The following is a 12,565-nucleotide window of genomic DNA, read 5'->3' as shown; positions in this document are numbered from 1 at the left end:
TTAGAAATTCCATGCTTGAGAAAAAGTAAAAATGTCTGAAATTGAACAAGATGAACAGGAACTGATCCGGCTGCGCCGCGCGAAGCTCAGCACACTGCGCGAAAACGGCATCGCGTTCCCGACCGATTTCCGCCGCAACGTGGTCGCCGGCGAGCTTTTTGCCGAATACGGCGAGAAATCGAAGGAAGAACTCGAAGAGAATCCACTGCGCGTGAAGGTCGCGGGCCGAATCATGACCCGGCGCGTGATGGGCAAGGCGAGCTTCTGCCATATTCAGGACATGTCCGGCAAGATTCAGCTGTATGTGACTCGCGACAGCCTGCCCGGCGATTTCTACAACGAACAGTTCAAGAAATGGGACATCGGCGACATCGTCGGCGCGGAAGGCGTCTTGTTCAAGACCAACGCAGGCGAACTCAGCGTCAAGGTCGACGATATACGCCTCCTGACCAAATCGCTGCGCCCCTTGCCGGAAAAATTCCACGGCATCGCCGATCAGGAAATCAAGTATCGCCAGCGCTATCTGGATCTGATCATGAGCGAATCGTCGCGCAAGACGTTTTTGCTGCGCTCACGGATCGTTGCCTATATCCGCGAGTTTCTGATCAAGCGCGACTTCCTGGAAGTGGAAACGCCGATGATGCAGGCGATTCCCGGCGGCGCGACCGCACGGCCGTTCGTGACCCATCATAATGCGCTGGACATGCAGCTGTTCCTCCGGATCGCGCCGGAGCTGTACCTGAAACGGCTGGTGGTCGGAGGCTTCGAGCGGGTCTTCGAAATCAACCGCAATTTCCGGAACGAAGGCCTGTCGACCCGCCACAATCCGGAATTTACGATGCTCGAATTCTATCAGGCCTATGCCGAGTACGGCGACCTGATGGATCTGACCGAAGCAATGTTGCGTGGCCTGGCCGAAGAAGTCGTCGGCCAGACGCTGATCACTTACCAGGGCGAGGAATACGATTTCGGCAAGCCGTTCGAACGGATGACCGTGTTCGAGTCGATCCTGCGTTTCAATCCCGACCTGAAGGCATCCGACATCGACAACCGCGAAGGCGCGGTCGCTGTCTGCAAGAAGCTGAATTTGCCGGTCAAGGACGGCTACGGTCTTGGCAAACTGCAGATCGAGATTTTCGAAAAAACGGTCGAAAACCGCCTGATGAATCCGACCTTCATCACCGCCTATCCAGTCGAAGTCTCGCCCTTGGCGCGCCGGAACGACCAAGACCCGTTCATCACCGACCGTTTCGAGTTTTTCGTCGGCGGGCGCGAAATCGCGAACGGCTTTACCGAATTGAACGATGCGGAAGACCAGGCCGCACGTTTCCAGAAACAGGTCGAGGAAAAGGAAGCCGGCGACGACGAGGCGATGCATTTCGATGCGGATTACATCGTCGCACTCGAACACGGCATGCCGCCGACTGCGGGGGAAGGGATCGGCATCGACCGGCTGGTGATGCTGTTCGCGGATGCGCCGTCGATCCGCGACGTCTTGCTGTTCCCGCACATGCGCGCGAAGAATCAGTAAGCTGTTAATTATCTCGACGTAGGATCGATCAGGGAAACCAACACTGAATCAAGTAACCGGACGAAAGCACGGTCCAGCGGTTGGTCTGGAGGATCAGGCGGTTAATGCACCGCCGACTTTGAGAACACATTAAGCACGATAACGCCGGCGATGATCAGGCCGATACCGATCATGGCCGGTATATCCAGCCTCTGCCCGAAGCCCAGCCATGCGATAAGGGAAATTAAAACCATGCCAACCCCGGACCAGACTGCATAGGCAATGCCGACTGGAATGGAGCGCAGGGTGAGCGAAAGGAAGTAGAACGCAATCCCGTAGCCAAGCACAACAACCGCCGAAGGCCAAAATCTGTTGAAGCCGTCGCTGGCTTTCAGGGCGGATGTCGCCAACACCTCCGAAACAATTGCAACGGATAGAAATAGCCAATTCTTCATTGCCTTAATCTGTCCCGACTCTCATTGCTGCCTAATCTGTCTTTCGCTTTCGTAACGGCAGGGTGGCGCTGAACGATTCAAGCAACACAAGACGTTCAAATGCGTAGTCCTTTTCTATAGTCCATAAAAAAGGAGCTTTTTCAGCTCCTTATTTTATTTAGACTTCCGACGAAGCCTTTTTCAGATCCGTCTTGTAAACCAGGATCGGTTCGGATTCGCCGCGAATCACGTTCTCGTCGATCACGACCTTGCAGATATCCTCTTCCGAAGGCAGATCGTACATCGTATTCAGCAGCACGTTTTCGACGATCGTCCGGAGTCCGCGCGCGCCGGTTTTGCGCTCCATCGATTTCTGCGCAATCGCGCGCAACGATTCGACACGAAACTCGAGCTCGGCCCCTTCCATTTCGAACAAGTGTTGGTACTGCTTGACCAGCGCGTTCTTCGGCTCGGTCAGAATCTGCACCAGCGCATCTTCATCGAGCTCTTCCAGCGTCGCAACGACCGGCAGACGGCCGACGAATTCCGGAATCAGGCCGTACTTGATCAAATCCTCGGCCTCGACTTCGGAAAACACCTGACCGACGTTCTTCGTTTCTTCCTTCGATTTGACGTCGGCCGAAAATCCGATGCCGCCTTTTTCGGAACGCGCCTTGATCACCCGGTCGAGCCCCGCGAACGCGCCGCCGACAATGAACAGGATGTTCGCGGTATTCACCTGCAAAAACTCCTGCTGCGGATGCTTGCGGCCGCCTTGCGGAGGCACCGAAGCGATCGTCCCTTCGATCAGTTTCAACAGCGCCTGCTGCACACCTTCGCCGGAGACATCCCGGGTAATCGACGGATTATCGGATTTGCGCGAAATTTTGTCGATCTCGTCGATATAGACGATCCCGGTTTCGGCCTTTTCGACATCGTAGTCGCATTTCTGCAGAATCTTCAGGATGATGTTTTCCACGTCTTCGCCGACATAACCGGCTTCGGTCAAGGTTGTCGCATCCGCAATCGTAAACGGCACATCCAACAGGCGCGCCAGCGTTTCGGCGAGCAGAGTCTTACCGGAGCCGGTCGGACCGATCAGCAGGATGTTGCTTTTGCCGATCTCGATACCGTCTTTCCGGGTTTTATTGCGAAGCCGCTTGTAGTGGTTGTAAACCGCAACCGCGAGGATTTTCTTCGCACGCTCCTGGCCGATCACATAGGCATCGAGCTCTTTCTTGATTTCTTTCGGTTTCGGCAAGTGGCCGTTTTTAAAAGAGGAAACCTCTTCCTGCAATTCGTCCTTGATGATGTCGTTGCAAAGTTCGACGCATTCGTCGCAGACATACACGGAGGGACCCGCGATCAGCTTGCGGACTTCATGCTGACTCTTCCCGCAAAAAGAACAGTACAGCAATTTGTCTTCGTCTTTGCCCCTTTTGTCGTTACTCATATCAATACCCGAAATTATCCTAAAGTCGAGGAATTACACTTAGCCTCAGGCAAAGAATATCCCGAAACTTTCGGAAAACAAAGCAAATTCGTCCGGATTTATAACCGGCTTGCCAGAACCTTATCAACCAGGCCGTAACTGACCGCATCATCGGCATTCATGAAATTGTCCCGGTCGGTATCGACCTGAATCTTTTCGATCGGCTGGCCGGTGTGATGCGCCATGATTTTATTCAGTTTATCGCGCACGCCCAGAATTTCCTTCGCATGAATCGCGATATCCGACGCCTGGCCCTGGAAACCGCCCAACGGCTGGTGAATCATCATCCGGGAGTGCGGCAGGCAATAACGCTTGCCTTTCGCGCCGCCGGTCAAGAGCAGCGCCCCCATGCTGGCGGCCTGGCCAATGCACATCGTGCTGACGTCGGGTTTGATAAACTGCATCGTGTCGTAAATCGACATGCCGGCGGTCACCGAACCGCCCGGCGAGTTGATGTATAAATGAATATCTTTATCCGGGTTTTCCGATTCCAGAAACAAAAGCTGGGCAACGACCAGGTTGGCCATATAGTCTTCGACCTGGCCGACCAGGAAAATCACCCGCTCTTTCAAGAGGCGCGAGTAAATGTCGAAGGAACGCTCGCCGCGCGCGGTTTGCTCGACGACGATCGGCACCAGGCCGCCCGCCGCTTCGATCGTCATTGACGGATTGATTATCTGTGGTTTGCCCATGGCTGTATTACCGTGTTTGGTTGTCCATCAAATCGTAAAAGCTCAGATTTTCGTCCTGAACCTTGGCTTTGGCGACGAGCCAGTCCACGGCCTGGTCTTCCAGCACCATGTTCTTGATTTCGTCGAGCCGCTTTTCGTCCGCATAATACCAGTTGATGACATCCTGCGGTTGCTCATAGTTTTGCGCCATCTCTTCGACGGTGTTGCGGACGCGGGTGTCATCCAGCTTGATTTCGCCCTTGTCGATCACATCGGACAGAATCAGGCCCAAGGCGACGCGGCGGCGGGCCTGCTCTTCGAACAAATCTCTCGGCAAATCCAACTCTTCCAACTTGACCTTTCTTTTCTTCGCGTTTTCCTTGTAAGGCGCCATCAGATTTTCGATTTCGCCGTCGATCAGCGCATTCGGAACCGTGACCTGAACCGCGCCGTACAGCGCGTCCATCACCGCGTTTTTCAGGCGGGCCGCCAAGGCTTGCGTCAACTGGCGCTCCATCGTATTGCGGATATCCTCGCGGAAAGCGGCCATGTCGCCGTCCTCGATCCCGTGCTTTTTAATGAATTCAGCATCAACCTCAGGCAGTACGGATTCTTCGACTTTAATCACTTCGACTTCGAATTCGGCCGCTTTGCCGGCCAGAGACTCCTTGCCGTAGTTTTCCGGAAAAGCCGTGGTAAAGATTTTTTGCTCGGCCGCCGCCAGGCCGATCAGGTTGTCTTCGAAGCCTGGAATCATTTGCCCGGCACCGATTTCGACCGGATAATTTTCAACCTTGCCGTCGGTAAAGTTTTCGCCGTCGACGCTGCCGGAAAACGTGATCGTGATGCGATCCTGCGCCTGTGAGGCACGCTCGGCGGTTTGCCAAGTCTTATTCCGCAGCCGCAATTTTTCGATCATCGCGTCGATATCGCTTTCGGTCACTTCGGCAACGGGACGCTTGATTTCCATGCCATTGACACCGTCCAGCGAAATCTCGGGATACACTTCGAATTCGGCGGTGTATTTGAAGCCTTCGCTCTGGTCGGCGGAATGAATGTTGGGATAGCCGGCCGGTCTCAGCTGCTCTTTGGCCAGGGCTTCAAAATAAGTGCTCTGGATCAGGTCGCCGGTCACCTCGCCGCGCACGCGCTCGCCGTACAGTTTGTTGATCACTTGCTGTGGCGCCTTGCCGGGCCGAAAACCATCAATCTTCACATTTTTCGATAATGACTTTAAGCGCTCTGCGACTTTCTGCTGAACGACCTCTTCAGGCACGCTTACAACCATTTTTCTGCTTAATTCTGATGTCTTTTCGACAGAGACCTGCATTTCTTTACCTCAAATTGTTTGGAATACGTAATTTTTAAGAGCGCCTTGCGGGCTTAGGAACAGAAAAGTCAACCTGAATCGGCTGCTTCTTTATAGGAATATAAATATGGTGCGAATGGAGAGACTCGAACTCTCACGGGGTTACCACTGGAACCTAAATCCAGCGCGTCTACCAGTTCCGCCACATTCGCACATAAAATCAACTAGCAATTTTAACCGATATTGGCAAGGTTAGCCAGTTATATTCTCCACGGCGAATCGCCGAAAGTGCGGCCGCGGCTTCGGTTAAAGCGCTTGAGCGTACAGGGCCGGAAATAAAAAGCTATCCTCGACTGACGAAAGTAATAAGGTCGACGGGATAGAAACCCGGATTACTCAGTCCAAGCATTTTATTGACCGCCGCCGAATTAAGCCCTGATAAAAACCGATCTCCTTGATAAATGCGCGCATCTATTTCATTACTGCAACAGGAAACCTGCCTCATTCGAAGCCCGCCTCCTCCTGTGCACTGCCGGCTTGCAATCCGGATAACCGCTATCCCCCGACCGTACAAGGCTAACAGGGTTGGCTGCGGCCACTTTCGGTTAATCTTGTGAGTCGCCCGGTCGCCCGAGAAGATCATGCAGAATTGCTCTAGCCGCTTTGTCTTTCCTTTCGCCCCGGCGGCCGCTCGACTGACTGACGGGATGGCCCTGTTCGTCATACTGGTCAGCCTGCTGGCGATCACGGGCTGGATTTTCGGCATCGCCGAGCTAAAAGGCATTTGGCCGAACCCTGCGGCCATACAGCCGGTGGTCGCGGCCGGACTGCTGCTTTCCGGTACGGCGCTCCGGCTGCTGCACCGAACCGGCCGGAACCCGAACCGGCAAATGCTCGGACAAATCTTTTCCGCTATAGTTGCAGTGCTCGGCGGACTGGTCCTGCTGGAATATCTCGGAGACGTCAGCCCGGACCAATGGCTGTTTCCGGACACGGTCGCGGAGAAAAGTGCGCCGCATTCCGGCAGCCCCTCTCCAAGCGCCGCCTATTGTCTTTTTTTAGCCGGCATGGCCTTGGTCGCGCTGGATGCGGAAGCCGGCTGGATCGCACCATTTTTAGCGTTGCAAATTCTGTTGTTTGCGCTTCTTGCGCTGGTAGGGCATGCCTGCTACGAGGTGTCCGCTCTCTATCAAACCCGGCCGTATGTGTCGATTCCGCTTCATGCGGCCGTATCCCTGTTCGGACTGGGCATCGGAATTCTCAGCGCGCGCCCCAAGCGCTACCTGACCTGGCTGATCAGTCCGTTCGCCGGCAGCGTCATGGCGCGAAATCTCCTGCCGGCTGCTGTTTTGCTGCCGTTTGCGATCGGCCTGATCCAACTGAAAGGCCAGCATTCGGGATTATACAGCGCCGATTTCGGCTGGGCGCTTTTCATTACTTTTCATATCGTGGCGTTCAGCGGGATGATCTACCTGGCGGCAAAGTTGCTGAACAAGGCCGACTCCGAACGCGAGACCGGCTTCGCCGCTTTGCAGGAAGGCGAAGAACGTTTCCGTCTGCTCTTCCAGGCGTCTCCGAACGGGCTGCTGATGGCCGATCTCGAAGGAAAGGTCAGGCTCGCGAATCGGCAGTCCGAAGCCCTGTTCGGCTACCAGCCGGGACAACTGCAGGGCCGCGCGCTCGAAACGTTGTTGAAAGATCCGGCGCAGGATCATCCCTATGCCTACCGGGAGCCGTTCACCGTAAAGCTCCTGTTCAAGATAAAAGGCATAGGCAGCGAAATGATCGGATTAAGACGGGACGGAACCCAATTTACGGCCCAGGTCGACGGCAGTTCGCTCGTCACCCGCGAAGGCAATATGCTATTGGTCACACTGGTCGACGTGACAAGACGCAAACTTGCCGAAGCGGAGCGCGATCGTTTTGTCGCACTTGCCGAAGGCAGCACCGAATTCATCGGCATGTGCGACCGGAACTTCAAGCCTTTCTATGTAAATCCTGCCGGAATGCGGATGATGGGCCTTGAAGATTTGACCGCAGCGTGCAGCGTGCGGGTACAGGACTATTATTTCCCCGAAGACCGGGCTCACGTCAGCGACGAGTTCTTTCCCCGCGTCATGCGGGAGGGAAACGCCGAAGTGGAAATACGCTTCCGGCACTTTCAAACCGGCAAGGCGATCTGGATGCTTTGCAACGTCTTCAACCTCCGCGACGAAAAAGGCCGGATTTCCGGCTGGGCGACCGTCGGCCGCAACATTCATCGGCGCAAACTGACCGAAGAAGCCCTGGAACAGCAACAAATCCTGCTGCTCAGCATCATGCAGGCCACCGACGTGATGCTGGTCTATCTCGATCCCCGGTTCCACTTCATTTGGGTCAATGCATCCTATGCCGATACTTGCGGAATGAAGCCCGAAGAACTGCTCGGAAAAAACCATTTCGACCTGTACCCGGATCCGGAAAACGAGACGATCTTCCGCCAGGTGCGGGATACCGGCAAAGCGGTGTTTTACAAGGACAAACCGTTCGTATTTCCCGATCAGCCGGAGCGCGGGACCACTTATTGGGATTGGAGCCTGGTGCCGGCTACGGACCTGGATGAATCGGTAACCGGCCTGGTCTTGTCTCTGCGCGAGACAACGCCTTTCAAACTGGCTCAGGAAGCCCTCCGCGAAAGCGAAGAGCGCTTTCGCAAGCTGGTCGAATCTTATGCCCAGGCCGTCTGGGAAGCCGGAGCGGATGGCGTTGTGGCAGTGGACAGCCCGTCCTGGCGCGCCTATACGGGCCAGACCTTCGAGGAATGGATCGGTTACGGCTGGCTCGATGCCGTCCATCCGGAAGATAGGGATTACGCCGCACGGCAATGGCACGAAGCGGTCGCTACCCGGCACGACATCAACGCAGAATTCCGGATAAAATCCCGAAACGACGGCTGGCGATGGACCAATGTCCGGGCGACGCCGCTTTTGAGCGATAACGGCCAGGTCATCAAATGGGTCGGCAGCAACACCGACATTCACGACTGGAAGCAGGCCGAGGAGGCCTTGCGCGAAAGCGAAGAACGCTTGCGGCTGGCCTGGAAGGCTACCCGCGATGTCATTTGGGACTGGGACATCATGCACGACTTGCAACGCTGGAGCGAGGCGAGCATGGACGTCTTCGGCTGGCGGGATGCGGTCGATGCACCGCAGACGGCCCGCTGGGGACTCGAACGAGTACACCCCGACGATCAGCAGCGCGTTGCGGCGAGTGTGCGCGTGGTGCTTGACAATCCCGCCGTCGACCACTGGGAGTACGAATATCGTTTCCTGCGAAGCGACGGCCATTATGCCTGCGTGCTCGACCGTGGATTCGTGCTCCGAGACAACCGGGGCAAACCCTGCCGAATGATCGGCGCAATGCAGGACATTACCGAAAGAAAGCGCGCGGAAGAAAAAATGCAGGAGCTGAACCAGATGCTCGAACGGCAGGTAAAACTCCGCACCCGGGAACTCGAAACCATCAATGCCCGCATCAAAAACGAACTGGCCGAACGTCAGCTTGCCGAATCCCGGGCAGTCGCCTCCCTGCGGGAAAAAGAAGTACTGCTGAAAGAAATTCACCACCGGGTCAAAAATAATCTACAAGTGATCGCCAGCCTGCTTCGCCTCCAGGCCGCTTCCCTCACCGATCCGGCCGCCCGCTGCGCGTTCCTGGACAGCCAGCAGCGGGTCCATTCCATGGCGCTGGCACACGAGCATTTATACCAATCCCGCAGTCTGGCCCGGATCAAAATGGCCGAATACATCACCAGCCTGGTCAACTCGCTCCGCCGCTCATACGGCCAAGCCGCCTCGTCGATCCAGCTCAAAATACAAATCGCCGATGTCGAGCTCGATGTCGAGCAGACCGTACCGATTGGATTGATCATCAGCGAATTGGTCTCGAACAGCTTCAAGTACGCCTTTACACCACCGCCCGCCAATCCTTCCGGGGCACTGTGGATCAAACTGGCGAACGACAAGCCGGACAGGCTGATACTGGAGGTCGGCGATAATGGCCGAGGCATTCCGGACGACGTGGAAATTACAAAACCGTTATCCATGGGCTTACATCTGGTGCAATCTTTCGTATTGCAGTTAAATGGACAGTTGACGGTTCGGCGCCGGCCGGAAACCGTATTTTCCATTTCCATCCCCAAGAAAAAAGGTAACCATGCTTAAAGCGCGCATGCTGGTAGTCGAGGATGAAGTCATCATCGCTCTGGATATTCAACGGACACTGATCCGAATGGGCTACGATGTGCCGGAGTTCGTCACATCGGCCGAATCCGCCCTGGAACGCATCGGCACGCTGCAGCCCGATCTGGTGCTGATGGACATCCACTTGAGCGGGGCGATGGACGGCATCGCCGCGGCCGACGAAATCCGCAAGCAGCACGCCCTGCCGGTCGTGTTTCTGACCGCCCACTCGGACGAAGCCACGCTGAACCGCGCGAAAATCACCGAGCCTTACGGCTATGTACTGAAACCTTTCGAAGAACGCGAACTGCAGATCGCCATCGATATCGCCCTGTACCGACACAGCGCCGAAACCAAGCTCAGGCAGATGGAACGCTGGCTGGGCACGACGCTCGAAAGCCTGGGCGACGGCGTCATTGCGACCCGCCTCGACGGCTCCATTACCTTTATGAACCGAATGGCGGAAGTGCTGACCGGCTGGCCGCAACCCGAGGCGCTCGGCCGGCCTTTCGGCGAAGTGCTGCGGCTGGTTTACCAGACGACGGGAATTCCGATCACCAATCTGGTGGAACGCGTGCTGGAAAACGGCCTAATCATCGATCTGTCGCCCGACACCGCGCTGATCAACCGGGAAGGCATGGAGATTCCCGTCGACAAAAGCGCGGCGCCGATACGCGATAAAAGCGGCAATGTGGCCGGGATAGTGATCGTTTTTCGCGAACTGACCGCCCGCAAATACGTAGAGGAAAAATTACGCCATTTTGCCGTGCATGACGTACTGACCGGCCTGCCCAATGAAATCTTGCTGACCGACCGGCTGAGCCAGGCTTTCGAACATGCCAAGCGCTATCCCGATTATGCTTTTGCGCTGCTCGTCATCGACCTGGACCGTTTCAGGCACATCATCGACAGCTACGGGGATGTCTTCGGCGACATGGTATTGAGCGCCGTCGCCCAACGTCTGAGAGAAAACCTGCGCGGCGCGGACACCCTCGCACGGGTCGGCGGCGATGAATTTATGGTTCTACTCACCCATATCAATGATCTGCTGGACGTGGTCCGTATCGCCCAACGCATTCTGGACAAAATAGCCGAAGCGGTCATTATCGAAGGGCAGGAAGCTTTCATCTCGGCCAGCATCGGGATCGTCCTGAGCGAACCGCGCTACCAGCGGACCGAAGACATATTGCACGACGCTGTTTTTGCGCTGCGTCAGGCAAAAACCCAAGGAGACCGGCGACTGAGGGTGTTCAATACCGTTCAGAATAATTACGCCATACGGCTGCTGCAACTGGAAGCCGACTTGAACCTGGCTATCGAACGCAACGAATTCCGTATTCATTACCAACCGATCGTAGAACTCGCCAGCGGAACCCTCTCCGGCTTCGAGGCGTTGCTGCATTGGCAGTATTCCGAGCATGGCCTTTTGGCGCCCGCCGATTTTTGGGCGCTGGCGGAAAAAATCGGCATTCTGGTCAAAATCAGCGCCTGGATGCTGCACGAATCCTGCCGGCAGCTTCGGGCCTGGCAGCAATTGTCGCCTGCGAATGCCGCCCTGTCGGTCGCGGTCAATTTATCGCAAACGCAATTTCTGCACCCGAGTTTACGGAACCAGCTGACCCAGGCATTGGCGGCATCCGGCCTGGACGCGCGCTATTTGTGCCTGGAAATTCCGGAAGAAGTCGCCGCCGCCGACCCCCTCGTTTCGTCCCATATCCTGGCCGAACTTGACGAACTCGGCGTGCAGTTGCATCTCGACGATTTCGACGCCGGGGGTAAAGCCTCCCTGAATCTGCTCCAGCATCCGTCGATTCACACGATCAAAATCGATCGCAGCGCGGTCCGCTCGGTTAGCGGCACTTCCGACCGCAAAAGTGCGATCGTGCGGTCGATTCTGTCACTGGCAGGCGAATTGGGCAAGAAAGTCGCCGCCGAAGGCATCGAAACCGCCGAACAGGCCGAGCGGCTTCTATCCTGGGGATGCCGGTGCGGACAAGGCTATCACTTTGCCGAACCGCTGGCGACAAAAGATGTGGAGCGATTACTCGCGTCCGAGGCAAAGACCTAGAGACTGATCGAAACCTCGAAACCCAACGCCCGCAGCGCCTCCGCAAACGCCCGCATGACCGGCTCCGGCATTCGGCCAAGGCGCCCCGCTTCGGGCTGCAGGGAGGGCCTGGCTATCGTATAGAGCAGAATCTCGCGTACTCCGCTGCGTTCTTTGACGGCCTGCAGCGCCTCCAGCAGCGCGGTTCTTTCCTGCTCCGCAAATCCCTGCCGGTCGATGTCCACCAGGCAGATCTGCACTTTGGTCCGGCAGCAGCCGGACGCCAAAACCAGGTTGTTCAGGCTCGCTTCGACACCTTGCCCGGCCTTGTTGATCAGTCGTCTGCCCGCCGGCGTCGCACTATCGAGCTTGAACCAGACTTCGCCGCCGAACCGGCTCAGCGCTTTCAGGCCTTCCCGGACCTTGGGCCGATGCACCAGGCTGCCGTTGGTGATCAACACATACCGGCTGGCGGGGAACAGCCCGGCTTCGGTTGCAATACCGCCGATCAGTTCAATCGCCTCGGCAAACCGCAGCACGCTGGTCGGCTCGCCGTTTCCCGAAAGGGCGATATCCTTGATCGTCCGCCGATCCTCCGGAACCTGAAAGCGGCGGAAAAACGCCCCGGACCGGACCTGTTCCAGAAAACCGCGTAGTTCGGCTTCGAGCAGCCCGAAATCGAGTTCCGGCGCGGCGCCGATCGCCAAATCCGGCACCTGGCAATAAATGCACTGCCAGTTGCAGGCATTGTTCGTATTGAAATTGACGCCGATCGATATGCCGCCGGCGCGCCGGGACAAAACCGGGTAGATATAGGTCAGGCCGGCGCGGTCCCGGCTATGGTCGGAGGCGGTGAGCGGCGTCGACATCGTTCAATGCGGT

8 protein-coding genes and 1 tRNA gene are annotated in these 12,565 nt (G+C 56.5%); 3 read left to right on the top strand and 6 right to left on the bottom strand.

Translation table 11 applies throughout. The features are described from left to right. Positions 1-31: 31 nt before the first annotated feature. Complete coding sequence (lysS, locus tag CC94_RS0109090; RefSeq protein ID WP_005369114.1) at positions 32-1,531, top strand: lysine--tRNA ligase; 1,500 nt, start codon at positions 32-34, stop codon at positions 1,529-1,531. A gap of 101 nt (positions 1,532-1,632) precedes the next feature. On the opposite strand, the gene CC94_RS0109085 is transcribed toward lysS, so the two are convergent. The 5 genes from CC94_RS0109085 to CC94_RS0109065 all read right to left on the bottom strand — a co-directional run bounded on the left by CC94_RS0109085 (position 1,633) and on the right by CC94_RS0109065 (position 5,628). Beyond that, entirely contained in the window at positions 1,633-1,965 is a 333-nt protein-coding gene (locus tag CC94_RS0109085) for a DMT family transporter (RefSeq protein WP_005369113.1), read from the bottom strand. A gap of 157 nt (positions 1,966-2,122) precedes the next feature. Beyond that, on the bottom strand, positions 2,123-3,397 hold the full coding sequence (gene clpX / locus CC94_RS0109080) for an ATP-dependent Clp protease ATP-binding subunit ClpX (RefSeq protein WP_005369111.1): 1,275 nt from the start codon (positions 3,395-3,397) through the stop codon (positions 2,123-2,125). A 98-nt stretch (positions 3,398-3,495) separates the two neighbouring features. Continuing rightward, positions 3,496-4,128, bottom strand: coding sequence for an ATP-dependent Clp endopeptidase proteolytic subunit ClpP (clpP, locus tag CC94_RS0109075; RefSeq protein WP_005369109.1), 633 nt, complete (start codon positions 4,126-4,128; stop codon positions 3,496-3,498). A 7-nt stretch (positions 4,129-4,135) separates the two neighbouring features. After that, entirely contained in the window at positions 4,136-5,437 is a 1,302-nt protein-coding gene (gene tig / locus CC94_RS0109070) for a trigger factor (protein ID WP_005369107.1), read from the bottom strand. Between the two features lie 107 nt (positions 5,438-5,544). Continuing rightward, positions 5,545-5,628, bottom strand: a tRNA-Leu gene (locus tag CC94_RS0109065). 429 nt (positions 5,629-6,057) lie between these two features. On the opposite strand from CC94_RS0109065, the gene CC94_RS22275 reads away from it, so the two are divergent. Beyond that, positions 6,058-9,618, top strand: a complete 3,561-nt coding sequence (locus tag CC94_RS22275; RefSeq protein ID WP_005369105.1) for a PAS domain S-box protein — start codon at positions 6,058-6,060, stop codon at positions 9,616-9,618. Beyond that, a complete protein-coding gene (locus CC94_RS0109055) occupies positions 9,611-11,704 on the top strand; it encodes a putative bifunctional diguanylate cyclase/phosphodiesterase (RefSeq protein WP_005369104.1) in 2,094 nt (697 codons plus the stop codon). Before CC94_RS22275 ends, CC94_RS0109055 begins: the two co-directional genes overlap by 8 nt. On the opposite strand, the gene CC94_RS0109050 is transcribed toward CC94_RS0109055, so the two are convergent. Then, entirely contained in the window at positions 11,701-12,552 is an 852-nt protein-coding gene (locus tag CC94_RS0109050; protein ID WP_005369102.1) for a radical SAM protein, read from the bottom strand. The genes CC94_RS0109055 and CC94_RS0109050 overlap by 4 nt on opposite strands. Between the last annotated feature and the right edge of the window lie 13 nt (positions 12,553-12,565).

This window comes from Methylomicrobium agile, assembly GCF_000733855.1.
Taxonomy (GTDB): domain Bacteria; phylum Pseudomonadota; class Gammaproteobacteria; order Methylococcales; family Methylomonadaceae; genus Methylomicrobium; species Methylomicrobium agile.
This window is presented reverse-complemented; position numbering and strand designations above follow the sequence as displayed.

Coding starts and splice junctions, on each gene's coding strand:
- clpX (WP_005369111.1), bottom strand. CDS start 3,397: ATGAGTAACGACAAAAGGGGCAAAGACGAAGACAAATTGCTGTACTGT.
- CC94_RS22275 (WP_005369105.1), top strand. CDS start 6,058: ATGCAGAATTGCTCTAGCCGCTTTGTCTTTCCTTTCGCCCCGGCGGCC.
- CC94_RS0109055 (WP_005369104.1), top strand. CDS start 9,611: ATGCTTAAAGCGCGCATGCTGGTAGTCGAGGATGAAGTCATCATCGCT.
- tig (WP_005369107.1), bottom strand. CDS start 5,437: ATGCAGGTCTCTGTCGAAAAGACATCAGAATTAAGCAGAAAAATGGTT.
- CC94_RS0109050 (WP_005369102.1), bottom strand. CDS start 12,552: ATGTCGACGCCGCTCACCGCCTCCGACCATAGCCGGGACCGCGCCGGC.
- CC94_RS0109085 (WP_005369113.1), bottom strand. CDS start 1,965: ATGAAGAATTGGCTATTTCTATCCGTTGCAATTGTTTCGGAGGTGTTG.
- clpP (WP_005369109.1), bottom strand. CDS start 4,128: ATGGGCAAACCACAGATAATCAATCCGTCAATGACGATCGAAGCGGCG.
- lysS (WP_005369114.1), top strand. CDS start 32: ATGTCTGAAATTGAACAAGATGAACAGGAACTGATCCGGCTGCGCCGC.